Annotated in this window: 16 protein-coding genes; 4 read left to right on the top strand and 12 right to left on the bottom strand. The window is 46.2% G+C overall.

The features are described 5' to 3' along the window. Positions 1–214: 214 nt before the first annotated feature. A complete protein-coding gene (locus QUA62_RS24145) occupies positions 215–3,154 on the bottom strand; it encodes a CHAT domain-containing tetratricopeptide repeat protein (RefSeq protein WP_333407303.1) in 2,940 nt (979 codons plus the stop codon). A gap of 602 nt (positions 3,155–3,756) precedes the next feature. Here QUA62_RS24145 and QUA62_RS24140 point away from each other — a divergent pair. Then, a complete protein-coding gene (locus QUA62_RS24140) occupies positions 3,757–4,293 on the top strand; it encodes a reverse transcriptase N-terminal domain-containing protein (protein ID WP_333407285.1) in 537 nt (178 codons plus the stop codon). A gap of 109 nt (positions 4,294–4,402) precedes the next feature. Next, positions 4,403–5,335 (top strand): group II intron reverse transcriptase, encoded by a 933-nt coding sequence (locus tag QUA62_RS24135; protein ID WP_445301711.1) that lies wholly within the window; start codon positions 4,403–4,405, stop codon positions 5,333–5,335. 236 nt (positions 5,336–5,571) lie between these two features. Here the strand turns inward: QUA62_RS24135 and QUA62_RS24130 are convergent, their stop codons facing one another. The 3 genes from QUA62_RS24130 to QUA62_RS24120 all read right to left on the bottom strand — a co-directional run bounded on the left by QUA62_RS24130 (position 5,572) and on the right by QUA62_RS24120 (position 7,590). After that, a complete protein-coding gene (locus tag QUA62_RS24130) occupies positions 5,572–6,372 on the bottom strand; it encodes a hypothetical protein (RefSeq protein WP_333407283.1) in 801 nt (266 codons plus the stop codon). A gap of 132 nt (positions 6,373–6,504) precedes the next feature. Beyond that, a complete protein-coding gene (locus QUA62_RS24125; RefSeq protein WP_333407282.1) occupies positions 6,505–6,903 on the bottom strand; it encodes a hypothetical protein in 399 nt (132 codons plus the stop codon). 345 nt (positions 6,904–7,248) lie between these two features. Continuing rightward, complete coding sequence (locus QUA62_RS24120; RefSeq protein WP_333407281.1) at positions 7,249–7,590, bottom strand: hypothetical protein; 342 nt, start codon at positions 7,588–7,590, stop codon at positions 7,249–7,251. A gap of 952 nt (positions 7,591–8,542) precedes the next feature. Here QUA62_RS24120 and QUA62_RS24115 point away from each other — a divergent pair. Next, positions 8,543–9,106: a hypothetical protein gene (locus tag QUA62_RS24115; protein ID WP_333407280.1), complete on the top strand. Its 564-nt coding sequence runs from the start codon at positions 8,543–8,545 to the stop codon at positions 9,104–9,106. A 477-nt stretch (positions 9,107–9,583) separates the two neighbouring features. On the opposite strand, the gene QUA62_RS24110 is transcribed toward QUA62_RS24115, so the two are convergent. The 3 genes from QUA62_RS24110 to QUA62_RS24100 form a co-directional block, all read right to left on the bottom strand. Then, entirely contained in the window at positions 9,584–10,354 is a 771-nt protein-coding gene (locus QUA62_RS24110; protein ID WP_333407279.1) for a tRNA-dependent cyclodipeptide synthase, read from the bottom strand. An 813-nt stretch (positions 10,355–11,167) separates the two neighbouring features. After that, on the bottom strand, positions 11,168–12,220 hold the full coding sequence (locus tag QUA62_RS24105) for a leucine-rich repeat domain-containing protein (RefSeq protein ID WP_333407278.1): 1,053 nt from the start codon (positions 12,218–12,220) through the stop codon (positions 11,168–11,170). Positions 12,221–12,407: 187 nt separating this feature from the next. Further along, a complete protein-coding gene (locus QUA62_RS24100; protein WP_333407277.1) occupies positions 12,408–13,403 on the bottom strand; it encodes a leucine-rich repeat domain-containing protein in 996 nt (331 codons plus the stop codon). A 239-nt stretch (positions 13,404–13,642) separates the two neighbouring features. On the opposite strand from QUA62_RS24100, the gene QUA62_RS24095 reads away from it, so the two are divergent. Continuing rightward, positions 13,643–15,352 (top strand): calcium-binding protein, encoded by a 1,710-nt coding sequence (locus QUA62_RS24095; RefSeq protein ID WP_333407276.1) that lies wholly within the window; start codon positions 13,643–13,645, stop codon positions 15,350–15,352. A gap of 133 nt (positions 15,353–15,485) precedes the next feature. On the opposite strand, the gene QUA62_RS24090 is transcribed toward QUA62_RS24095, so the two are convergent. The 5 genes from QUA62_RS24090 to QUA62_RS24070 all read right to left on the bottom strand — a co-directional run bounded on the left by QUA62_RS24090 (position 15,486) and on the right by QUA62_RS24070 (position 26,848). Then, positions 15,486–16,550 (bottom strand): leucine-rich repeat domain-containing protein, encoded by a 1,065-nt coding sequence (locus QUA62_RS24090; protein ID WP_333407275.1) that lies wholly within the window; start codon positions 16,548–16,550, stop codon positions 15,486–15,488. Between the two features lie 125 nt (positions 16,551–16,675). Next, positions 16,676–17,941 carry a leucine-rich repeat domain-containing protein gene (locus tag QUA62_RS24085; protein WP_333407274.1) on the bottom strand — a complete coding sequence of 422 codons (1,266 nt, stop codon included), beginning with the start codon at positions 17,939–17,941 and terminating at the stop codon, positions 16,676–16,678. A 45-nt stretch (positions 17,942–17,986) separates the two neighbouring features. Further along, positions 17,987–18,700, bottom strand: a complete 714-nt coding sequence (locus QUA62_RS24080) for a VCBS repeat-containing protein (protein WP_333407273.1) — start codon at positions 18,698–18,700, stop codon at positions 17,987–17,989. 195 nt (positions 18,701–18,895) lie between these two features. Then, complete coding sequence (locus tag QUA62_RS24075; protein WP_333407272.1) at positions 18,896–20,806, bottom strand: SBBP repeat-containing protein; 1,911 nt, start codon at positions 20,804–20,806, stop codon at positions 18,896–18,898. 90 nt (positions 20,807–20,896) lie between these two features. Beyond that, positions 20,897–26,848, bottom strand: a complete 5,952-nt coding sequence (locus QUA62_RS24070; protein WP_333407302.1) for a S8 family serine peptidase — start codon at positions 26,846–26,848, stop codon at positions 20,897–20,899. Positions 26,849–26,893: the final 45 nt, after the last annotated feature.

Here is a 26,893-nt window from a genome sequence, read left to right as displayed (position 1 = left end):
CCGAATTAAATCCGAAAAACGCAGCTTTTTCGGCGGACACTCATCGATCGCGAAACAGTTCTCATACCGTTCCCCGGCTCTCTAGCATCTGTACCAAATTACTGAGCGAGATATTTTGAGCGATCGAACTATTGCCACGGCTCGGACGGGTCGGAGCGCTTCCACGGTTGCCACGGCTCCCACAATGGCACCATAGCCAATGATGTTCCCTATATCATTTCCACTCCCCTTGCAAGGTAAAAGCAGCCCAATAATAGGGCGATTTCCATTTTTCCTGCTGCATCATTTCAATCTGTGCCGCCCTCAAAGCTGCCGCTGGCGCTAACTTTTGTTGCACCATTTTCTGATAAAACTTTTGCATTAACACAGCAGTTCCTTCATCATCCACATTCCACAAACTCACTGCCACCCGCTGTGCACCCGCATACATAAAACCCCTGGTTAATCCCACCATTCCTTCGCCTTTGACATTCTGTCCCATGCCGGATTGACAAGCACTTAAAACCACTAAATTTGCCGCCAGTTTCAAGTTGAAAATATCCGTGAGGCGCAAAAAACCATTGACAAGATTGCCCTTGTCATCTACCATCGACATCACAATTCCTGACAGTTCGGGGTTTTCGGTGTTGGCAAGGCCGTGGGTGGCGAAGTGAACGATTTGATAATTGGCTAAACTGCCGTCGGTAGCGGTAGTGCGACTGGCATCAAAATCAAATATTTGACGGCTAGAAGCTGAGGGGAATAAGGTGGATATTGTTTGGGCTTCTTGGCGGGTAAATGCGAGGCGTTCGGGTGGCCATTCCCGATTAGAAGCGCGAAGCGAGCGATTTAAACCGAGGTTATTTGCTTCTAATTTTTCGGTGGTTGCTTGGGTGATTTTTCCTTTAATTCTTTCATCGTCTGGACTGAAAACTGGATCGGCTAAAATTGCTAAGTTTCGGACCGGCGGTTTTCTATCTCCGTAATTTTGCCTGAGAATGGCGAGAGAGGAGGCAGAAGGCAGAGTGATAATTTCATGTTCGATAATTAAGGGAACATTAGTATTTTGTCCCCGGGTTTGGTCAAGAGTTAAAGCTTGAAAAGGCGTATAGTGCAGCACGCCGTCGGGAACAATTAATAAGCGTTTATTGCCTAATTGGGCTGCTGCGGGTTGTAAAATCACTTGACTCAGATTTGCACTGGCTTGGGCAACTTGTTGGGGAATTTCTCTGTGGATTGGGCTAGTTATTGTCTCTAGGAAGTCCTTAGCTACTGTTTCAATGTCAACCTGTTTTGGTAATTCATAGCTGGTTAGTCCTGTTGATGTCACAACCCACAAATAACTGCGGTATGAGCCAAGGGAATACTGCAATAAAATGGTGTTTTCATCGAGAATCTGTTTCTGAATTTCTGGTAGCGTTAAAGGTTGGGGTTGGGTGAGGGCAGCGTAGCGGGGGCTGGCGGTACGAATTTGGGCTTGAATTTGCTGATATTGTTCCAAAAGTGCGAGCCGCTGTTTGTCGATTTCAGCGATTTTAGTTTGATTGGGGTTGGGGGTGCTGATTGTTTCGATGCGCTGCTTTTCTATAGCATCGAGTTGCTGTTGCACGCTCTTTTCTTGTTGCAGTAAATCGGGGGAAATGCCTTCGCGAATGTTGGCGTTACTTTCAAAGAGGAGTTCGAGGAGACTGCGGGCCCTCGAACGTTCGCTGGCTTCTAAGGCTTTGCGATCGTAACCGGATTTAGGATTAGTTTTGTGCAGTTGCATTAACAAATCGATGTAGAATTCGTAGGAGTCTTGAACTGTGGCAAAGTATGAGCTGCGGAGTTCTGGGCTGGCTATTTTAGTGCGGAGGTTTTCGATGATTTTGAGAGAAGATTCAATGTCGTTGAGGGCTTCGGTAAGATTGTTTTGGTCGCGTTTGACATAAGCGATATTCTTGAGGGTGACAGCTTCCCCAGAGCGCTCACCTGTTGCCCGAAACAGGGGAAACGACTGGCTGTAATACTCTAGCGCTTTCTGTTTTTCTCCCAATTGTGAGTAGACACTGCCGATGTTAGTGAGGGTGTTCGCTTCCCCACCGCGATCGCCTACTGCCCGTCTCAGGGGAAGCGACTGGGTGTAATACTCTAGCGCTTTCTGTTTTTCTCCCAATTCTGCGTAGACATTGCCGATGTTGCTGAGGGTGTTCGCTTCCCCGCCGCGATCGCCTACTGCCCGTCTCAGGGGAAGCGACTGGCTGTAATATTCTAGCGCTTTCTGTTTTTCTCCCAATTCTGAGTAGACACTGCCGATGTTGTTGAGGGTGACAGCTTCCCCACCGCGATCGCCTACTGTCCGTCTCAGGGGAAGCGACTGGGTGTAATACTCTAGCGCTTTCTGTTTTTCTCCCAATTCTGAGTAGACACTGCCGATGCTGCTGAGGGTGACAGCTTCCCCACGGCGATCGCCTATTGCCCGAAACAGGGGAAGCGACTGGGTGTAATACTCTAGCGCTTTCTGTTTTTCTCCCAATTCTGAGTAGACACTGCCGATGTTGTTGAGGGTGCCAGCTTCCCCAGAGCGATCGCCTGTTGCCCGACTCAGGGGAAGCGACTGGGTGTAATACTCTAGCGCTTTCTGTTGTTCTCCCAAATCTGAGTAGACTAAGCCGATGTTGTTGAGGGTGACAGCTTCCCCGCCGCGATTGCCTACTGCCCGTCTCAGGGGAAGCGACTGGGTGTAATACTCTAGCGCTTTCTGTTTTTCTCCCAATTCTGAGTAGACTAAGCCGATGCCGCTGAGGGTGACAGCTTCCCCACGGCGATCGCCTGTTGCCCGACTTAGAGGAAGCGACTGGGTGTAATACTCTAGCGCTTTCTGTTTTTCTCCCAATTCTGAGTAGACTAAGCCGATGTTATTGAGGGTGACAGCTTCCCCGCCGCGATTGCCCGCTTCTCGATACTGTTTTAATGCTTCTTCCCACTTGACGATCGCACCTCTTTTTGCTTCCGCCGTTCCTTGCTGGTAGAGTTGTAGTCCTTCTTTGAATGCTTTTGCAGCAGCCTCGCTACTGTTAGTTTGTGCTGTTTGTAGGGCTTTACCAACGGGCACGGCTGCTGCCACTGGCTGGCTTAGCTGAACCGAAAGCGCGATCGACATACCGGCCAAAACCCATTGAGTGCGATCGAACATAGCCACCCCTTTTGTATTGTTGTCAATTTTAATCACTAGCCCCCTTAGTGTAAAGGCAGGAAGAGTGCGATTCGTTGAAGCGTGAATCACGGTGAAAACCCGACACATAACGTTTCCAGCCACGAGGCTGAACTCTCGGTCTGATAAGGGTGCAAGTCCCTTCTGCCAGACTCAGGTATGACTCCCTATCTGCCCACACCGACCAAGCTCGATTCTCGGAGAGTGAAGCTGGGAACAGGACGCAATCAGACATCTAATGTGAGGTGACACTGGCGTTAATGGGGAGTTCCGATGGTGAAAACAGAGCCTAGAAAAGTAACTTAGTCTTGAGCGGGACACAGACAAAAACTCCCGACTCCACTGGAGTTCATTCCCGCCGAATCTTTTTCCAATATCGGCAAGAGTCCAGGGAATCCAGTAGTTAAATTGGCCCCACCTAAAGGAACAATCAATCTAACCGAGGGAACGAAGAAAAACGAATTGAGGGTCAAGGGAAAGTCGAACCCTTTCGTAGGCTAGACGAGCAGCGGAACCCCCTCCGTTCGGGTAGGATAGACCGTAATTGGTCTGAGGTGTTCAGAGTACACCAACTAGAGCAGAGCATGATTAGACACAGCAGCAATGTTAGTGAATCTTGGAAAACGTTACCGTGGAAGAAATTCCGCCGTGATTTATTCCGCCTACAAAAGCGCGTGTATAAAGCGATTCAGGTTGGAGACAAGCCGAAAGCAAAGTCCCTTCAAAAGCTAATTCTGAAATCTCGGGCTGCAAGAATGTTGGCGATACGTCAAGTAACTCAACTTAATGCTGGCAAAAAGACTGCGGGAATCGATGTCCAAGCCTCACTCACATTTGAGGAAAGATTCGCTCTGAGTGAAGAACTTAGAACCAAAAGTAACAACTGGAAACATCAGAAGTTACGTTCAATACCAATCCCTAAAAAGGATGGGAGTACCCGCCTCCTTAAGATACCTACTATCGCTGATAGAGCGTGGCAATGCCTCGCAAAATACGCGAAGCGAGCCAGCACACGAAGCAACTTTTCATGCTCAGAGTTATGGGTTCAGAACGGGAAGGTCGGCGCACGACGCGCAGAAAAAAACTGTTTCATAATCTACGCTCCCAGAGTAATGGAATAGAAAAACTGGTTATCGAACTCGATATCGAAAAATGCTTCGACAGGATAAGCCACACCAGCATAATGGAACGACTCATCGCCCCAAAGGGCATTAAGACCGGAATATTCCGTTGTCTAAAAGCAGGAGTCAACCCAGAATTTCCAGAACAAGGAACCCCACAAGGGGTGTGGTAAGCCCATTACTAGCCAATATCGCGCTCAATGGAATTGAGGAGATACACCAATCAGTTCGCTATGCGGATGACATGGTAATAATTCTGAAACCTAAAGATGATGCGAAGGCAATACTTGATAAAGTCAGCGAATTTCTAGCAAAACGAGGGATGAAGGTTAGTGAAAAGAAAACTAAGCTAACAGCTACGACAAATGGGTTTGACTTCCTCGGTTGGCATTTCAAAGTGCAGAACAACGGGAAATTTAGATGCGTTCCATCAGCGGATAATTTTAAAGCGTTCCGTCAGAAGGTAAAACACATTGTCAACAGCTCGAATTATGGAGCTACGGACAAGGCTGAGAAATTAGCCCCTGTGGTTAGAGGATGGAGAAATTACCACCGCTTCTGCAAGATGGACGGGTCGCGCGACTCGCTATACCACATCGAAACAAGAGCTTTCAAGGTATTCAATAAGGAATCGAAACAATCTCGCTACACCAGCAAGAAACTGCTTGACAAAGCATTCCCATCGGTTTCTTTCTCCGAAAACAAATTTGTCAATGTCAAAGGGGAGAAATCACCTTACGACGGAGATATAGCCTACTGGAGTGAGCGTAACAGTAAGCTCTATAACGGCGAAACCTCTAAAGCCTTAAAACGGCAAAACCATAAATGTGGAAAATGTGGCTTAAAAATGCTAAGCGATGAAAAGGTACATCTGCATCATGTAGATGGTTGCCACAGTAATTGGAAAATAAACAACCTTTTAGCGGTTCACGAAAGCTGCCACGATTATCTCCACATGAGCAAAGGCGCAAGCCAAGAACATCGGGAGCTGGGTGCGGTGAAAGTCGCACGCCCAGATCTAACTGAGAGGGGCGGGGAATAATATCCCCCCTCGACTCAACCAGTTAGGGCGATCGGGAGCCGAGCTAGACCGAGGTGCGCTATTTTCCTGCCCAGAGATTGAACCCATTGGAGTTACATCAGAATAAATCCATATCCTGAGCCACGCCGGGGAACTGCTACAGCTTCATTAGGATATGGAGCTATCCTGAGCCACGACCGGAACTGCTACAAGTTATCCAAAGCGTTACGCAACCGTTATCTGTAACCGCTAGTTGTCTACCATTCCGCTGTGTCACGCGGTTCAGCCTCAGAAGTATCCTGCTGAATTTCTACCGCCGGAGAATTGCCGGAAAATTGCTCCCATTTCTTTTGAAATTCAGTATCGTACATCATCTGGTTAAAGAGTTCTTCACAGTTACAGACTATCCATGCATCCGGCAGGGTTGGTTTAATTGGTAATTTGGGAATTGCCACTTGGTACGCAAAGTAGCTAAGTTGTCTCCGATCTGCTCCATCAAAAGTATTTTTCCAAAGAAATTCATTTCTCTCTCTTTTTGCTTCTGAGAGAGTTTGATTTTTCTGATTCAAGTCTGAATAAGTCTGAACAGTCTGAGGAGTTTTGGAATCCTTTGCGGATAAGACTTTCAGCTTTTTAGATTCCGTTTTTGCGGAATCGGAGTTCGTTTTTGCGGAATCGGATTCCGTTTTTGCGGAATCGGAGTTCGTTTTTGCGGACTTTCTTGTTCGCGTAGAATTATTGCTAACTTCAGTCTCTACATCTGTGAAGTCAAACCAGCCCATCTTTTGAAAGTAAGCAATAGCGTTGTAGTAAGCAGTCTTACCAATTCCAATGGCAAGTGAAACCGAGGCAGCACTAATTTTTGCAGGGCGATCGCCAAAACGGTCGAGCTTGAAGAAGTAAAAGAAAAGCTTCGATTGAGTTCTGCTCAGACCGTGCTCAATAATGTGGTCTACAACGGCATCTTTGATTATGACGAAAAGCTCTTTAGGCTCTGGGCAGAGGGTAAGATTTGTGCCGCTAGAAAATTGTCTGTCGATCGCAGTAGAATAGGTCATAAGTCATTTAGCTCGCCCCTAAGCGAGTTTGAATGTGGATTGAATCCAAAAAGCCGCTGTTTCAGAGTCCAATTTGATAGCAGCGGTTTTTTGGTATGTGTAGTTTAAAAAAACACAAGGTAGAACCGCTCGCTAAAAATAAGCGAGCAGAAGTGAATCGCTGCGGGCGCAACCATTCCATTCAATAAACTTGGGGATAGGAACGAAGATTTTAGGTGGCGGGTCGCGGCTCGTCTCTATCTTGCAAAGCTCAGTCTCAAAAGTCGTAAGCGTGGCTATGACCCAAAGGAAAGCATCGACTAACAGCTCGAAAAAGTGGGTTCCGAGCCAAGCCGGCAGCATCTCTTTGATTGCTTTTTTAATGCTTTGCGCCGCTTCCCCTACGACACAGCGCCAGAAGCTCATGTACTTTTTCCACTGTGCTTTTGGAATCGTTCTCCCCCCAAACAGCCAAGTTGATCCCCCAGTCAACCCTTTGGTAAACATAGAGAATTTATACTCGGCAGTTTTGATGTGAGGCGTTAAATCCATAGTTTTAGCATATAGCGTTCTAAGCTAGTTGCTCAATCTCTCTGTTAGGGGTTGACAGTTTACCACACATTCTTTCTTTTTTTATAAATTACCGGGTATCACTCAACCCGGTCGGCGTGGCCGGGGGGGCAGGGCGCAGCCTGCCTACTCCCCCCGGCCCACGTTCTCATTAACTTAAAAAAGTATTTGGGCTTTTGTAGCGTTTCTCCTCCAATTATAGCATTCGTTTAGCACGTTCTGTTCAGTTTTATCTGGTTGTCTTACGTACAGTGCTGCCTATAAGACAAGGCTTTATCTGGCTGTCTTACGAATATTGCTAACCGTAAGACAGCCACAAGAGGACGTTTAAGCGCGTTTAATCAATCTCAAGTCGCACCCCATGTTCGGTTCCCCATCATAGGTGGGATAAGAGAAAACATCAGAAGTGCTGTGCGTCCACCGCACAAAATATACCCAAGTGTTTTGGGGCAACCACGACTCGGCTTCTGAAATCCATCGCAGACCTAAAACTTCCCCAAAATCAGTAGCAGAATACTCAACTCCCCTCGCGTCTTCAGCTTCCCAGTCATCAGCTACCAAATCACCGATCGCAAACTCTGGCAGAGGCAAAGATTTAGCTAGCAGTTCGCACCGGGGAAATGCAGAAGTTTCCACACTTGCACTAGACAAGCATTCCAAAACTGACATAATTATTAAGCTCCAAACGTTTCAACTCAACGATTTGGGGAAGTCGTTACTTGGTTGGCGCGTCAACGTCAGCCAGTAGCGCATCAATCTTCCTTACCCATTACGATCGCACCCTTGCTGACAAGTGTCAAGTTGTCCGTCTGACAACGATCGAACAGCCACCTGTCAGATTGTCCGTCTGACAGCTAAAACGCTTATATTGCAAGCTGTCAGGAGTTTGTCCGATTTGTCAGGTTTTACTGTTCCACACGCATTCCACCAGGGCTTCCGAAGTTTTTTCTGTCCTGTCAGGGAAGCTTCCGCAGTGTTCCGAGGCTTCCAGCGGAACACTAAATTTTGACTGCTGGAACACTAACCAAAAAAGCAGTAAAACAGCAGTTAAGATGTAAGACACCATTAATAAATGTAAGACAGTCTTAAGTAAATGTAAGACTTTACCGCAAGGCGTAAGACGTACTAGACAAGTTGTAAGACAATATACCAAGCGTGTGACAAATGGCTATTGGTGTCCTCTGCCGGACGGGCAAGCGGCTATTTTTCCGATGGCCGATTTTCGCCTGTGACTACAGAAAAGACAATGGCGGCCAGTCGTAAAAATCCCGCAGGGGTTTACGCGGGGATACGATATTTTCCCGCCTAAAGCTTCTAAGTTTTGAAACCACATCAGGATACTTTGGTAAAGCTCACGTTATCTGGGACAACGGAAAAAACAGGGAGCGCAACATTTTCAAAGCATTGTTGCAACACGAACCCATATTCTTGTACCGGCTGGGAGCGCGACCTACTCCCAATGTAGAACGATACTATTGGCGACTGATCGGGGAACACCCGAGTTTGAGGATGTATCAGTTAGAGAGGGAGGTTGAAGAAGAGTAAAATGTATGCTAAGAATCGTTTCAAACTTCAGGGTGTAGCTTAGTAAAAAATTTACTCACCTACAAAGGAGAATTTAATGAAAGTAACGTTGAAGAACGTGGCAACAGCAGGATTGGTATTCTTGTCTATCGGTGTCAGCTTTTGGGGAGTTCAGTTTCCAGTTAATGCAGCAACTTGGTGCGAGAGGATCGGTCTTTGTGTTCCACCACCTAGACCCAGACCTGGAATAGGTGCAAGACCTACTTCCGGTGTGCCTGAAGCGATTGTACAGACTGCTGGACAACCTGCACTTGCTGTGTTTCCTGAAAGGAAGGAGTCATTTGCTCTGGGATGTGATTTCTCTAACTTGTGGAGGGGGCTGAGCGTTGAGCAAGTGAGTTCAACAGTATACTCGGCAACAAAAGCTGCGGCTCCAGTAGTTGCAGACATCAATTGCGATGGCAGAGTTCAAGCCTATGCTCCTCAAGGTGAACCTGCTGCTCTGGTAATCTCCTATCGTGATGGTGTTAGCCGCAGGCACTACATCAACAATACAGAATTTGTCAGAGTCATTACTGGCTCGGATCGGTTAATCCCGATATCCCGCCAAGACTTTGCCAGACGATTCCCTCAACGAGGAACTGACTTCAGAAGATGGTGAACCACCTATTTTGACTATAGCAATCCTAATTGATTTTCTAGATCGGGAAAAATGGATTATCCCCGCCTAGGTTGATTTATAAGTGTTTTAGCCTGTAAATCAGGATAACGGCATATCCTGAGCCAGAGCCTGGAACTGCTAAGGTCATTAAATAGTTTCAAGCGCGTGACACATGGCTTTGGGTGTCCTCAGCCGGACGGGCAGGTGGCTATTTTTCCGACGGTCTTCTAAATTTTTTTTACTTGACAAAAACTTAACAGCCCGTCGAAAAAATCCCGCTAGAGGTTTAGGTAGGGAAAGGGTAATTTTCCTACTCACTCCAAAACCTTGTTATAGGCGGGGATACACAAATTTCCCCGTCTAAGACCTGTAACCCTTATACATCAGGAAAGTCTTACCAGTGTGGCAGTAAAGAAAACATTCGTTTTCTTTACTTTATAGTTGCAGTTAATCTTGGTCGAAGCGGTGATTGCAGGTTCAGCGCTTTTTAAACTTGAGGGCTACTATTACTAATTGCTTGAGTTCTTCACAAATATCTGGATGTTCCCCATTGGCAATTTCCAAAAGTGGGCCGATTGATCCTGGGTACAGCATAACTGGGAACCCACGAACTGGGAACCCACGCTTTTGCAGGCAGGCAATAATTGCAAACTCTTCTAAGAAATATTCACAAGATAGACGTATATGTTGCTCTAATAAGTCATTGTTTAAATTCCTTAATGGATTAGTATGATACTTACGTCCGAATGCTTCAATTGATGATCTAAATTTAGTGTCATTCTCAAAATATGCTTGAAGACCTGAGTAAAAATATACATAATCTTTCGAGGTTTTAATTTGGCTGCAAGTCTCAAAAACAAATGTGGTCTGCCTTTCAACGGTACTGAAAATATGCTCGTTCTCTTGAATGAAAGAACTTCCCATCTTCAAGGCTTCAGCAACTGCAATTTCTGGCTCAAGCGACCTCGTTATTTCCAACGTAATGCGATGCATACTGTCTCCAATCAACAATATACAGTGTGAAAATTTTCGTGAAATCCATTCAACTATTGCTTTAAATTTTGCGGGTTCAAAATTACTATTATTAAGACTTATTCCCAAAAAGCAAGAATCAAGTTTCTCAAAAGTTTTCCTAGCTGAAAGCGGAGTAACAGAATCAATGTTAGCCCTGTATCGAGGTTCAAGAATCAAATCTGATTTTTGAGAGATATTTAATTCTTCTAAATCAAACAATGGACTACAAGTCATAGAGTTTTCCCGCTACAAGTAACACAAACATAGTACCACCAGCTACATACCCAACTACCTCTGTTTTATCTTGATAATCATCTTTATGTTTAGACATTTATCATTTTTCCAAAAGAGAGGTATTACAAGTAAGCCCTATTGCATATTAAACCTTTTTTTTTTATTTTCTGTCTACAGTGAAAATACTTAAACATCAACACTTTACATAAAGACCTGTAACAATACCGCCCCACGCTCTCACTGCTCTCTGTGTGCCAACCCCTCCCACCTCATCCCAGTTTCTAAAAAGCTGTGGGTTTGATGTCGCACCTGTGGCGGAAAAAAGCTAGACCGCCACCGCTCCGACCTTGCCTGCCACTACTAGACAGCACTCGACACTGCCTGCCACCGCATTACCAGGGCAACAATCCGACTACTCCGACCGAATCGATCGGGAAAAACCTTGTAACCCTTACACATCAGGATATCGGTATATCCTGAGTCAGAGCGTGAAACCGCTAAGGTCATTAAACAGCGTCAAGCGCGTGACACACTACTTTAAGTGTCCTCAGCGGGACGGGCAGACGACTATTTTTCCGACGGTCTTCTAAATCTTTTTCACTTCGGCAAAGACTTAACAGCCCGTCGAAAAAATCCCGCTAGGGGTTTAGGCGGGGATAACCCCAATTTTTCCCACTCACTCCAAAACCTTGTTATAGGCGGGGATAGGCTTATTTCCCCGCCTAGACCAGGGAAGGAGTGCGGTTAGGTTAGAACTCAATATCCTTACCTAGCAGCTCTTTGGTAGGAAATATGATTTTACCCACTAAACGTTTATTTACGTCTTTCTCGATCTTCTTCATCCCACATACAGATAGAGTCTGGCTTGAGTGGACAAATTTTGGAGGTGATCAAATTTCCGCTGAGGTAGAGTTCAGTTACTTTACTCAAGGATTGTAGCGGTTTGATGTCCCTGATTAAATTATTGTTAAGGTAGAGCACACGCAGGTTAACCAAGGATTGTAGCGGTTTGATGTCGCTGATTTTATTGTTGTCGAGATCGAGTCCCGTCAGGTTAGTCAAGGATTCTAGCGGTTTGATGTCGCTGATTTGATTGTTGTTGAGATGGAGTCCCGTCAGGTTAGTCAAGGATTCTAGCGGTTTGATGTCGCTGATTTTATTGTCGCTGAGGATGAGCGTAGTCAGGTTAGTCAAGAATGTTAGCGGTTTGATGTCGCTGATTTTATTGTCGCTGAGGTGGAGTTCACGCAGGTTAGTCAAGGATTCTAGCAGTTTGATGTCGCTGATAGAGCTGATAGAAGTGTCGCTAAGCTGGAGCTCATACAGGTTATTCAAGGATTGTAGCGGTTTGATGTCGCTGATTTTATTGCCGCTGAGGAAGAGGTGACCCAGGTTAGTCAAGGATTGTAGCGGTTTGATGTCGCTGATTTTATTGTAGTGGAGCGAGAGTCTAGTCAAATTAGTCAAGGATTGTAGCGATTTGATATCGCTAATTTTATTGCCGGAAAAGTCGAGATGAGTCAGTTTAGTTAAAGATTGTAGCGGTTTGATGTCGCTAATTTGATTGCCGTTGAGCTGAAGATCAGTCAGGTTACTCAATGATTGTAGCGGTTTGATGTCGCTGATTTTTTTGGAGTAGAGCGAGAGGTGAGTAAGACTTGAAAGTGTCTGATTAGCCACATCGCACTCAGTAGTCCTTGCCTCCTTTAACAGCACCTCAACAGTATATTTAACTTCAGGACTCAAGGAAGCGTTTTCGCGACACCAATCAGCAAATGTTCGTCCACTGGCGCCCCGTTGTTTTTGCACAACTCCTGGGGAAGATTCATTCCCAATGTTTTTCGATTGACCCGGCACCACTAACATAAAAGGTTTACTCCCACATGATGCTAGGACGATCATACTAAAAGTAATTAGTATCAACCCAACTATCCCTACCAAACCCTGTTTACGATACCAATTTTGTAAATTCATGTGTTCATTCGCAACTATGAGTATCACGATCTTATCTCTCTAACTTTCCCGCCTAGGACTTGAAACCGCTAGTGCTAGGTCAGGATAAAGGCATATTCTGAGCTAGCAGCTCCTTGGTGGGAAATATGATTTTACTCCGCAAAGGCTTGTTGACTTCTTCATCTCCTCCTTCCCACATACAGATAGAGTCTGGCTTGAGCGGGCAAGTTTTGGGATTGATTAAATTTCCGCTGAGATAAACTCCAGTCAGTTTACTCAAGGACTCTAGGGGTTTGATGTCGCTGATTTGATTGTTTCTGAGGTCGAGTAGATACAGGTTAGTTAAAGACTGTAGCGGTTTGATGTCCTCGATAAAATTGTCATCGAGGCTGAGTGCTATCAATCCAATCAAAGATTTGAGCGGTTTGATGTCACTAATTTGGTTGTTTTCGAGGAAGAGCGAAGACAGGTTAATCAAGGATTCTAGCGGTTTGAGGTCGCTGATTTGATTGTTTGTGAGGTCGAGCCAATTCAGGCTAGTCAAAGATTGTAAGGGTTTGAGGTCTCTGACTTGATTGTTTCTGAGGTCGAACCGATACAGGTAGGTTAAAGATTGTAAGGGTTTGATGTCACTAATTTGATTGCTTTTGAGATTAAGATTCTGAACTTTAGTCAAAGATTGTAAGGGTTTGATGTCGCTGATTTGATTGTTGTTGAGATCAACAGTATGAATTTTAGTCAAAGATTGTAAGGGTTTGAGGTCGCTAATTTGATTGTTGCCGAGGGAGAGCTGGGTCAGGTTAGTCAAAGATGCTAGCGGTTTGATATCGCTGATTTGATTGTGATTGAGAATGAGTTCGGTGAAACTCGAAAGTTTTTGATTAGCTGCATCGCACTCAGTAGTCCCTGCTTCCTTCAACAGCATCTCAACAGTATGTTTAGTTTCAGAACTCAAATCAGCTTTTTGGTGGCACCAATCGGCAAATGTCCGCCTATTGTTTTCCTGTTGTGCCGTCGAAATTTCGGAGTAAAGCGCATTTCCAAGTAAGAGTAAGATCGCACTCAAAGCAACTATTATCAACTTTAGTAAGTTCATGTGTTTCTGTAGGCCTATAAATTTCATCATCTTACCTCTCTAATTTCCTGAGTAAACAATGGTAGGTTTAGGTATTTATAATATAGTTTTATAAATACCTAACACGCCACACCCGAAGGCTACGTCAGAATAGGGTAATATCCTGATGAAGCTGTAGCGTCTCAAGCCCTGGGCTAGAAAATACCAGGGTTTCAGACTACGAAATAAGAACATCCAAACTATTCACAATATCAGGGCTTATGAATATTATTCGCGTTTCTGTTGACTCAGCAGGCAATCAAGGCAACCAACGAGGTATCTCCTACGCCTCTCCTTCCATCTCAGCCAATGGGCGGTTTGTGGCGTTTCATTCTAATGCGTCCAACCTCGTGCCGGGGGATACGAACAATAGAAACGACATTTTTGTGCGCGACACACTAGCCAATACAACTACCCGCATCTCTGTTGGCTCAGCAGGCAATCAGGCGAATATAGGCTTCTTGAACCCCTCCATCTCAACCGACGGGAGGTTTGTGGCGTTTGAGTCACATATTTCCAACCTCGTGTTGGGGGATAGGAACATTAGCTCTGGGATCTTCATGCGGGACACGCTCACCAGTACCACCACCCGCGTCTCTGTTGACTCAGCAGACAATCAGGCGGACAATGGGCGGTACGAGCGTTCCATTTCCCCCTCCATCTCAGCCGACGGGAGGTTTGTGGCGTTTGAGTCAAATGTTTCCAACCTCGTGCCGGGGGATACTAACGATAACCCTGATATTTTCGTGCGAGACACGCTCACCAGTACCACCGTCCGCGTCTCTGTTGACTCAGCAGGCAATCAGGCGAACAATGCCTCCGTCCCCCAAGGCCGCCTCTCAGCTAGCGGGTCCTCAAGCCCTTCGATGTCAGCCGACGGGAGGTTTGTAGCGTTTGATTCGTATTCCACTAACCTTGTGCCGGGGGATACAAATAATAGAAACGACATCTTCGTGCGGGACACGCTCACCAATACAACTACCCATGTCTCTGTTGACTCAGAAGGCAATCAAGCTCTCGACAGCTCTTCCTCCCCCTCCATCTCAGCCAGTGGGCGGTTTGTGGCGTTTCATTCTAATGCGTCCAACCTCGTGCCGGGGGATACGAATAATAGAAACGACATCTTTGTGCGGGACACGCTCACCAATACAACTACCCGCGTCTCTGTTGACTCAGCAGGCAATCAGGCGAACAGCTACTCCTATGATCCCTCCATTTCATCCGATGGGCGGTTTGTGGCGTTTCTTTCTTCTGCGTCCAACCTTGTGCAGGGGGATACGAACAATGCCAACGACATCTTCGTGCGGGACACGCTCACCAATATCACCACTCGTGTGTCAATAGATGCAGCAGGCAATCAGGGAACCAATGACTCCTTCCACGCCTCCATCTCAGCAGATGGGCGGAAAGTAGCGTTTGAATCAGATGCCTCTAACCTCGTGGCGGGGGATACTAACAATACCCGCGATGTCTTTGTTTCTGACATCGGCAACACTCCAGGCAATAATCCTCCTGATAACAACATCAACGGCACCAACGGCAACGACATCCTGACTGGCACCAACGGCAACGATATCATCAACGGTTTGCGGGGCAACGATATCTTCACTGGTGGGGGTGGCAACGACAACCTGTCTGGTGGCAAAGGTTTTGACACCCTCAACGGCGGTTTGGGAAGCGATATTCTCGTTGGCGGGGCGGGCAACGACGTATTTGTTTTAGGTGCGGGATTGGGAGTTGATACAATCTCTGATTTCGCCAACGGTCAAGATACCCTGCAATTAATCAATGGCTTGAACTTCCGACAGCTATCAATTTTGCCAGCAACTGACGGCACATTAATTAGATTAGCCAGCGGCGGTGAAGTTTTAGCTTCTTTGACAGGTGTTGCTCTCAATCTCATCGGTTCTGAAGATTTCATCTCGGTCTAGAGCTTGAGTTTCCCCGTTTAGTCTTACCCTGTGCAACAATCTAGCTTCTGTCTCAAAAGCTAGAATCTCAGGGAATGAGTGTTAGACAGTTCGTAATACAAACGTAAGACATTTTAAGCCCCCCAAAGTTTTGCTACTCTTGCTCGTTCCAATTACAGATAAACTCTGGCTCGATCGGGCAAGTTTTGGGAGTGATCGGATTTCCACTGAGGTAGAGATTAGTCAGATTAGTCAAAGATTGCAATGGTTTGATGTCGCTGATAGAATTGTTTCTGAGTGCCAAATCAGTCAGTTTAGTCAAAGATGCTAGCGGTTTGATATCGCTGATTTGATTGTTATCGAGGTCGAGCAGCGTCAGTTTAGTCAAAGATGCTAGCGGTTTAATGTCGCTGATTTCACGGCCGCTGAGGGAGAGCTCAGTCAGGTTAGTCAAAGATTGTAAGGGTTTGATGTCGCTGATTTGGGCGTTGTCGAGGACGGGTTCAGTTGGGTTAGTCAAGGATTCCAAGGGTTGGATGTCGCTGCTTGGATTGTTTTCGGGGACGAACTCAGGCGAGTTATCTGGTTGTAAGGGAAGCACTAGATGGTAGTCAAGGGAGAGATGAGTCAGGTTAGTCAAAGATTCCAAAGGTTTGATGTCGCTGATTTGATTGCTGTTCAGCGAGAGATGAGTCAGGTTGGTCAAGGATTGCAATGGTTTGATGTCGCTGATTTGATTGCTGTCCAGCGAGAGATGAGTCAGGTTGGTCAAGGATTGCAATGGTTTGATGTCGCTGATTTGATTGCTGATGAGCCAGAGAAAAGTCAGGTTAGTCAAGGATGCTAACGGTTTGATGTCGCTGATTTTATTGTGGATGAGGAAGAGCCGTGTCAGGTTAGTCAAAGATGCTAGCGGTTTGATGTCGCTGATTTTATTGAAGTTGAGGTCGAGTTCCGTGAGACTCGAAAGTTTCCGACCCGCCGCATCGCACTCAGTAGTCTCAGCTTTCTCCAACAGCACCTCAACAGTATGTTTAGCTTCAGGAGTCAAATCAGCTTGGCGACACCAATCAGCAAATGTTCGTCTACTGTTTTCCTGTTGCGCTGTCGCAATTTCGGAGTAAAGCGCATTTCCAAGTAGGAGTAAGATCGCATTTAAAGCAACTATTATCAGCCTTGGTAAATTCATGTGTTTCTGTACACCTATAAATTTCATCATCTTGCATCCCTAATTTCCTGAGACAAAAGCTAGACTGTTGGGGTATGAGTGTTAGACAGTTTGTAATACAAAAGTAAGACATTTTAAGACCCCCAAAGTTTTTCTACTCTTTCTCGTTTTCCTTCTTACCAATTACAGATAAACTCTGGCTTGATTGGGCAACTTTTGGGTGTGATCGGATTTCCGCTGAGAAAAAGCACAGTCAGGTTAGTCAAGGATGCTAGCGGTTTGATATCGTCGATCCCATTGTTGCTAAGACCCAGCACAGTCAGGTTAGTCAAAGATGCTAGCGGTTTGATATCGCCGATCCCATTACCGCCGAGGTGGAGCGCAGTCAGGCTAGTCAAGGATGCTAGCGGTTTGATGTCGCTGATCCCATTTTCGCTGAGAAAAAGCACAGTCAGGTTAGTCAAAGATGCTAGCGGTTTAATATCGCCGATCATATTTTCGCTGAGGTCGAGCTGATTCAGTTTAGTCAAGGATGCTAGCGGTTTGATGTCGCTGATCGCATTTTCGCTGAGGACGAGCCAAGTCAGGTTAGTCAAGGATGCTAGCGGTTTGATGTCGCTGATCCCATTTTCGCTGAGAAAAAGCACAGTCACGTTAGTCAAGGATGCTAGCGGTTTGATGTCGCTGATCGGATTTTCGCTGAGAAAAAGCACAGTCAGGTTAGTCAAGGATGCTAGCGGTTTAATGTCGCTGATCTGATTGCGGCTGAGGGTGAGCTGTGTCAGGTTAGTCAAAGATGCTAGCGGTTTGATGTCGCCCATCCCATTACGGCTGAGGGTGAGCTGTGTCAGGTTAGTCAAAGATGCTAGCGGTTTGATATCGCCCATCCCATTGCCGCTGAGGTCGAGCCGAGTCAGTTTAGTCAAGGATGCTAGTGGTTTGATATCGCCGATCTCATTGTCGCTGATTTCTAGCCGAGTCAGGTTAGTCAAGGATGCTAGCGGTTTGAGGTCGCTGATCGCATTTTCGATGAGGTGGATCTCCTTCAGGTTAATCAAGGATACTAGCGGTTTGATGTCACTGATTGTATTGACATTGAGGTTGAGTTCCTTCAGGTTAATCAAGGATGCTAGCGGTTTGATGTCGCTGATCTGATTGTGGCTGAGGGAGAGTTTCGTAAGACTCGAAAGTTTCCGATCTGCCTCCTTGCACTCAGTAGTCCCTGCTTCCTTTAACAGCAGATTAACAGTATGTTTAGTTTCAGGACTCAAATCAGCTTTTTGGTAGCACCAATCGGCAAATGTTCGCCTATTGTTTTCCTGTTGCGCTGTCGCAATTTCGGAGTAAAGCGCATTTCCCAGTAGGAGTAAGATCGCATTTAAAGCAACTATTATCAGCCTTGGTAAATTCATGTGTTTCTGTACACCTATAAATTTCATCATCTTGCATCCCTAATTTCCTGAATAAACAATGGCAGGTTTAGGTATCTATAAGTGCGATTTGTTATGGCTGTTAAAGTCTCCAACTGTAACAAACTGTGGCTTTGTAGCCGCACTAAAGTTAGTAGGGACTCCAAAGCTGCCTGTACCTGTCCCCAATAGAATTGAAATATTGTTAGACTCGATGTTTGCCGTAGCTAGGTCTAGCTTGCCATCAGCATTAAAGTCTCCCGCGACGACAGACTGCGGATTTTTTTTTGTCCCCGTATTAAACTTAGTAGCAGCCCCAAAGCTGCCTGTACCCGTCCCTAACAGGATCGAAACGTCGCTAAAGTAGTCGTTTGTCGCAGCTATATCTGTCTTTCCGTCCCCGTTAAAGTCACCCACAGCAACAGCAGAAAAACCATTTGACCCTTTGTAAAAGCTGGTGGCGGGACCAAACCTACCTGTGCCATTTCCCAACAGGATCGCTACCTGGAAAGAGTTAGGCACCTTTACCGATTGGCCATAGGGTACAGCTATATCCTGGTTGCCGTCGCTGTCAAAGTCTCCCAAGACAAGGGAGGAGGGGGACAATCCGACATAAAAGTCGGTGGCAGTCCCAAAGCTGCCAGTGCCATCCCCCAACAGGATGGAGATGCCTGCAGATACGCCGTTGGATGTGGCGATATCCGGTTTGCCATCTTTGTTAAAGTCTCCTACAACAACTGAATTGGGAATTCTGCTGACAAGAAAGTTGGTTGCGGTACTGAAAGTAGACATGATTCATTTACCTATTAATTGACCGCACTAATTTTTGATGTTTGGAGCTGTTAAACTGATGCAAAAGGTCGCTCGATCTTGAACAGTCCTGGATGTACTTACCAAAGAAACCGGGTTTTTTACTGAACCTGCGGGTGAGTGAGAAGTATTGCCCTAAAAAATCCGGTTTCTGGCTACCCGTGCGGTCAGGACTTTTTAACTGAAATCGGCGATGCTAATTTGGTTAGCACTCACCCCATTGAGAGTAGCTAAAATTTCGCCAGTTGCAGTCAAGCGAATTAAAATTGCACTGCTGCTAGTGACCAAAGAAAGTTGCGAGAAAGTAAGACCGCTGTCGAGTCTTAGCAAATCTTTGCCATCTTCAAAATCGGTAATAGTATCAATCCCAGAATTGGCAGCAAGCAGGAATCGATCGACTCCCTTCCCTCCTGTCAAACTATTATTTCCCAAACCGCCATCCAACAAATCATCACCATTACCTCCAAGCAAAGTATCATTACCCTTGCCACCATAGAGACTGTCATTCCCTTTGCTACCTTCGAGACAATCATTTCCTAAATTGCCGTACATCTGATCGTTACCATCAAAACCGCTGAGGCTATCATTTCCCTGTTTACCGCTGATAGTATTGTTGCGGCGATCGCCTGCAAGGAAATCGTCACCATCAGTACCGATAATTGGTGTTGGCGTAACTGCCTCTGCGATCGTGCCGAGTTTAGCAAGCCAAATATCATTACCGCCGGCATTGGGACCTCCCAAAGCACCCTTAGTTTCTCCGGTCAAATAGACATTGCCAGCGCGATCAAGTTCTAAGTTTAAGGGATAATCAGATTCCGCAGCCCCGAATTGCTGGAGCCACAACCGATTGCCATTACTGTCGTACTTAGTTGCCCAAATATCTCGATCGCCTGCATTAGGACTTCCCAAAGCGCCTTTGGTTTCTCCCGTCAGGTAGAGATTGCCAGCGCTATCCACTACTAAGTTTGAGGGAGAATCATCTTCACGAGTCCCGAATTGCTGGAGCCACAACCGATCGCCATTGCTGTCGTACTTAGCCGCCCAAATATCTTCACTACCGGCATTTGAGCCTCCCAAAGCACCCTTGGTTGTTCCTGTCAGGTAGATATTGCCAGCCAGATCGAGTTTTAAGTCAAAGGACTCGTCAGATTCAGCAGTCCCGAATTGTTTCAGCCACAACCGATTGCCATGGCTGTCATACTTAGTTACCCAAATATCTTTACTTTTGTTATTGCTGTCTCCCAAAGCGCCGTTGGCTGTTCCCGTCAAGTAGAGATTGCCAGCGCTATCCACTGCCAAGTCTGAGGGCAATGTTGATACATTGTAGTCAGGTGGAGAAGGAATAGTCCCCAATTGCTGGAGCCACAATTGATTGCCATTGCTGTCGTACTTAGTTGCCCAGGTGTTACTAACACTTGCTCCAATTACAAAGTTGCCACCGAAATTCTTAACATCTTTCCCCACCAGGTAGAGATTGCCACTGCTGTCAACCTTCATGCCATAGGGGAAGGCCTCGCCAGTGCTAGGGCCAGGATCGGTATTGATACCCTTCGACCACAATCGGTTGCCACTGCCGTCATACTTAGCTACCCAGGGTATTTGGGGACCTCCAGCTCGACCAAAAGATGAATCGTTAGATCCTGTTATTCCTGTCAGGTAGACATTGCCAGCATTATCCACTGCTATGCCGGATGGATACTCATCATATTCACTGAAGTCGAACTGCTCGAACCACAACTGGTTGCCGGTGCTGTCATACTTAGCTACCCAAGCGTCGTATTCCTCAAAAAACCCCTGCGGTGAAGGCGTAGCATTGGTTCCTGCGAGGTAGACATTGCCCGCACTATCTACTGTCACTTTGCTCGAAGATTGATTCGTTAACTGCTTGACCGACAACAACTGATTGCCACCGGTATCATATTTGGTTATCCAGGTATTGCTACTTGGATTTGTGCCACCAAAAAAGCCGTAGGCATTTCCTATCAGATAGAGATTGCCTGCACTGTCAATCCCTGTGCCTTGGAGGTCATCCTCACCGGGTGTGCCGAATTGTTTGAGCCATTCAAAGTTAGGCGTCGATTGTGTCATCGTTGGTGTAGTTTCAGGGATTTTACCCGTGCAACAGCCGGGTAATGGGTAATACCAATCCGGGTTAGATATCCTACCTATTACCAGACATTAGATTGAGCCAAAGTTGGTGGCACCGATCGCACTTGCCGTCACCCCATTGAGAGCAGCTAAAATTTCTCCGGTTGCTGAGAAACGGATTAATATTGAAGTGTTTTCTTGAGTAATTGACAATTGCGAGAAAGTCAGCCCTTTACCCAAGATTAACAAGTCTTTGCCGACTTCAAAGTCAGTAATAGTATCAGCCCCGGAATTGGTAGCAAGCAGGAATCGATCGACCCCATTCCCTCCCGTCAAACTATCATTTCCCAAACCGCCATCCAACAAATCATCACCGCGATTACCAAACAAGACATCATCACCGCTACTTCCTAGCAAATTATCGCTATTTTTGCCTCCGAAAAGAGTGTCATTACCTCCGGTTCCGTCAACCGAATCGTTGCCCCTCATGCCCATCAAAACATTATTCCCGCTGTCGCCCGTGAGGATATCGTCGCCGCTTGTACCGAGAATTCGATCTGGGGAATTGCTGCCCAAATCTGCGTCGCCGCTGATAACAGGAGTTGCAATCCCAGCAGATAATGTCACAGCTTGAATTTTGGCATCTAAAGCAGCACCAGTATTTTCAGCAACTACCTGAGAAATTGTCTTAGTTCCCGCACCAATAGCTTTGAAGTCTTGAGTAGTTGCGCCCAAAGTTACTGTTTGGACGCGGGCGACTGCTTCAGGAATTGAGGTTGTTGTGCTGGAGACAGCAGTATCAATGCGTTGATTTGCTGTTGCCATTACTGTCGCAGCTTGCGAGATAATTTGGGTGAATTTTTGACTGTCAAAACTGGGATCAATTTGCTGGATTTTCGCGGCAGCTTGCTGAATTATCGGTTCTAAAGTGGCTGCATTGCTGAGGTTTAAAACTGTGCCGGATTGAATTGGAGTCGTAATTGCACTGACAACAGCTTTGACAAGATCCTTCGTAGCGGCACTAGAAGCACCATCAATCAAAGCGGCAGCTTGGGTGATGAAGTTTTGGACTTTCACCATTTCTGATAAGACTTGTACTCCGCCCGGTTGGTTGTTGTTGGTAGCCTTGATGGGGTCTAAGTTAATCAGGTCAACTTCAGTGGGAATGGCAAGAGAAGATTTAACCAGAGATTGCGCGCGATCGAGTTCAATTCCCCCATCCATTAAATCTGCTACCAAACTGGTTAACAGCGTGACAACAGTAGCATCAGCAGGTGCGGTAACGGGTGTTTCTAAAGGCAATCCAGTAGCGGTATCAGTGCCTCCAGTGGCAACTAAATGCCCTTCTTCTGGGTCGAGTTCTCCGTTTGTATTGGTGTCGAAAGTCTCGAAGGGGATATCGAGCTGATATTCACCGTTGGAGTCCGTAGTAGTTGAGGGTTCGTTGCCATCCAGTACCCCGTTCTTGTTAGCATCGAAGAACAAAGTCGCACCGGCAATGTATCCGTCAACCACGACACCTTTCTCGCTAAGTGTCAGCTTAATCACATCGCTCGCACTTGCACCTGCTGTGTCCGTCGCTGTTAATTTAATTTCCAAATCTTGCCGCCCAGGAATTGTGCCATTAAAGGTGCGGGTATTGGGGTTGAATCTCAACCAATAAGGTAAAGGTTGATTATTGTTGAGGGTGGCTGAATAGGTAAGGGTGTCCCCCGGATCTGGGTCGCTAAAAGTGTTCCAAGGAAAAGTGTAGTTGAATGTCGATGAATCGCTGACATTTAGATATTTATAGTGCCAGGGGGTTGTAGTCTGACCCCTGTTTAGCACTGGTGGATGATTGAGAGCTCTGCGAATATTTAAACGCCCTCCACTAACCGTTTTTCCATTCAGAGCAGTAAGCGGGTCTGTAGTGTTCATTAAGATATCTTTTAGCTGCGTAACACTCAAGTTGGGGTTTTGAGCTAAAAGTAGGGCTGCCGCTCCCGCTACGTGGGGAGCCGCCATTGAAGTTCCACTGTAGAAAGCGTACTGATTCCCTGGAATCGTACTAAGAATATCGCTTCCTGGAGCCCCTAAGTCTACTGAAGTTTTTCCATAGTGGGAGTTTGAAGCTAACCCGTCATTGCGAGTTGTGTTTGCTACCGCAATGATATTAGGGAGATCGTAGCCGGAAGGGTAGCGTGCCTCATTATCATTGTTCTTACCATCATTACCTGCTGACGCCACGTACAAAACGCCCTTTTTATTAGCATCGTCGATCGCATCTTTTGTAAGTTGGTCGAAAGAACTACCTCCTAAACTAGCGTTAATCACCTTTGCACCCTTTTTGATCGCATAGTTAATAGCTTTTGCTAGGGTGCCTATTGGAACGCCCAATTTGCCCTCAGCGTTTTTTTGAAAAACCATTAAAGGCATGATGCTAACATTTTGACTCACGCCCACAACGCCAATGTTGTTATTGCCAACTGCCCCAATAGTCCCCGCAACATGAGTTCCGTGACTATCTATGTCCGTTGGATCGTTATTATCATTTACAAAATTGTAGCCGCGCACGTCATCTTTGTAACCGTTGCCGTCGTTGTCAATGCCATCACCCGCTATTTCCCCCGTATTCCTCCAGATATTAGCAGCAAGGTCTTGGTGGTTGTAGTCCACACCCGTATCAATTACTGCTACTACCACATTTGTGCTACCTTTTTGCAGATCCCAGGCTTCTGGTGCATCAATATCAGCATCGAAAGTTCCGCTACTTTGTCCGGTATTATTCAAACCCCAAAGTTGATTAAGTCGCGGATCGCTTGGCGTTTCATCAATCGATATATCGTTGAGTAACTGGCTGAAGTTAAATATATTGGAAAACTGGTCGAGCGATAGAGTGTAATTAAGTTCAACCGCTTCCACTCTGGGATCTTGAGCTAAGTTTGCTTTAACCTGTTGCAGATCTGTATTGGCAGCTATTTTCACCACTCGCCATTGTGGTAATTGCTCTTGTGTTGAGTTAAACTGTAAGTTTGGAAACGCAAAATTTCCCAATGGGAACGCACTACTGGGAAAAAATGTAGCACTTTGGAATGCAGAATTAATGGCGTTAGAGGGAGGATTTGGAGGTACAAGGTTTTCGACTTCGATCGCACCATTAGCTGCAAATAAATCGCTTTCGATTGTAGCTTCGTTGGTGTTAGATCTTCTTAACTTAACTAAAAGTTCACCGGATTTGTATTCCTGACCAGTTACAGGGTCAACGTCAAAGGTGCTATTGCTAGTATCATTATCGGCATTGCTAACTGCAAGATCCGGTGCATTTAACCCAGAGTATGTGTTATCCGTACTGACAGCAGGGGCAGTAACAATAGTGTAAGTTTTATCCCCGTCAACAACACTGTCGTTAACACCTGTCACCGTTACAGTCTGCGGTGAATTCCAGTTACCAGAATTGAATGTCAGCGATACAGGTGAAACTGTTCCTTCTGCTGTATTGGAACTTTCTAAATCTATTTTGACATCAGCATTAGGTTGGCTGTTGAGTGTGACATCAAATGTTGCTGTTTTGCCTGCTTCTGGTGTGATTAATCCACTTGCAGGATTAACAGTAATTCCAGCAGGTGTGACTGTTGGAGGTACCGGTGTTGGGGTGGGAGGTATCGGTGTTGGGGTTGGGGTTGGGGTGGGAGGTATCGGTGTTGGGGTGGGAGGTATCGGTGTTGGGGTGGGAGGTAGCGGTGTTGGGGTGGGAGGTATCGGTGTTGGGGTGGGAGGTAGCGGTGTTGGGGTGGGAGGTATTGGTGTTGGGCTGGGAGGTATTGGTGTTGGGGTGGGAGTTATCGGTGTTGGGGTGGGAGTTATCGGTGTTGGGGTGGGAGTTATCGGTGTTGGGGTGGGAGTTATCGGTGTTGGGGTTGGGGTGGGAGTTATCGGTGTTGGGGTGGGAGTTATCGGTGTTGGCGTATTGTCGTTATCAGTAATGGCGACGCTAACCGGCTCTATTGTGATGCTGTTATAGTTAACATCGGTACTGGTAGCAGTATGGTCGATCGCACTTGCATGATTTCCTTCAACTGCATTGTCGTCCACCGCAGCAACTGCAACAGTTTGAGCAACATTCCAATTATTCGCGGTAAAAGTAAGTGCAGCGATCGGCTGAATTTGACTGCCTGTAGCCAAGTTAATCGTAACAGGTGCGATCGGTTGAGTATTTAACTGAACGCTGTAACTTCCAGTTGCACCGCCTTCCGTTGCACTCGCAGTAGTGGGGTTAATAGAAACGCCTGGGGAGTCGTTATCAGTAATGGCGACGCTAACCGGCTCTATTGTGATGCTGTTATAATTAACATCGCTACTGGTAGCAGTATGGTCGATCGCACCCGCATGATTTCCTTCAACTGCATTGTCATCAACAGCAGCAACCGCAACAGTTTGAGCTACATTCCAATTATTCGCGGTAAAAGTAAGTGCAGCGATCGGCTGAATTTGACTGCCTGTAGCCAAGTTAATCGTAACAGGTGCGATCGGTTGAGTATTTAACTGAACGCTGTAACTTCCATTTGCACCGCCTTCCGTTGCAGTCGTACTGGTAGGATTAATCGTAATGCCAGGAGTTTCATTATCGCTGTTGCTGGCGCTGACATCATCGGGATTAAGATTGCTGTAATTAGTGTCGTTACTGACAGTGGCAGCAGTGACAATATTGTAAGTTTTACTACCATCAGTAATGCTGTCGTCAACACCAGTCAACTTTACTGTTTGCAGTTCATTCCAGTTGGCAGGCGTGAAAGTTAAACTATTGCTAGAAACTGTTCCTTCTTCGGGATTGGAACTGCTCAAATCAATGCTAACATTAGCACTGGGTTGACTGTTAAGTTTAACGGTAAATGTAGCGCTGTCGCCTGCTTCTGTCGTCACTAATCCGCTGGCAGCATTGACGGTGACTCCGGCAGTGTCATCATTACCGATCATAGTTGTAGCGGTAGCAGCGGTAATAGTCGGAGTCGGGCCGGGCGCAACCGGATTTGAGAGAGTAACAGTAATAGTTTCATCCGGTTCAATTATGGCATCGCCCAACACATCTAAAGTAATAGTTTTCGATGTCTCGCCCGCCGCAAAATTAACCGTACCAGTAATGCTAGTTCCCCCAGAAGTTCCGCCGATATTGTTGTAATCGCTGCTGTTTGTAGCAGTTCCTCCAATTGCATAATTTACACTGCTGGCAGCATCAATCCCGCCGCTGCGAGTCACGGTAAAAGTAACGGGAGTAGTGCCACTGTTGCCTTCGGCGAGGCTGGCAGTACCGGCAGCGATGGCGTAATCTATAGCGTCATTGGCCGGAATAGTTAGTGTTGTTTCTTTTGTTGTACCTGCAATCCCATCAGTAATCGTACCAAAGTTTAACACCGCTGTTTCGGCATTTTCTGGGATATTGTCAGCTTTGACAGTGACAGCAACATTCTGAGTCAGGGTGTTGGTACCTGCACTGAATGTGAGAGTGGCGGGTGAAAAAGTGTAGTCTGAATTTTGGGTTGCTGTACTGCTGGGGTTAAGTGCGATCGGGATTGTAACATCGACAGCAGGAGTAGCATTGAGAGTTACGGGTACATTAACTACCGTATCGGTGCTTCCTTCGATCGCACTATAGTTAGCTGCACCGAAATTTGCCACCAGATTCAGTAGAACCGAGACGTTATTAGATTGGTTGTTTGCCGTAGCTAAGTCTGTCTTGCCGTCAGCGTTAAAGTCCCCCGCAGCAACGGAATTCGGAGTTGTCCCCGCCCCAAAGTTGGCAGCCGCATCAAAACTGCCCGTACCATTTCCCAACAGGATTGATACATTGTTAGATCCGCTGTTTGCTACAGCTAAGTCTGACTTGTTATCGCTGTTAAAGTCTCCGACTGTAACAGAATACGGACTTGTCCCCGCATTAAAGTTAGTAGGATCTCCAAAGTTGCCAGTGCCTGTCCCCAAAAGGATCGATACGTTGTTTGATCCACTGTTTGCTACAGCTAAGTCTGACTTGTTAGGGAGCGTGTCACTTTTGCAATAAGTATAAATGCTTAAAAAAAGCAGAATAGTAGCTTTGAGCTATTGTTGAGCAAA

The sequence above is a fragment of the Microcoleus sp. MON1_C1 genome (assembly GCF_036701945.1).
GTDB lineage: Bacteria > Cyanobacteriota > Cyanobacteriia > Cyanobacteriales > Microcoleaceae > Microcoleus.
The sequence above is the reverse complement of the archived record's forward strand: the minus strand, read 5'-3'. Positions and strand labels throughout refer to the sequence as shown.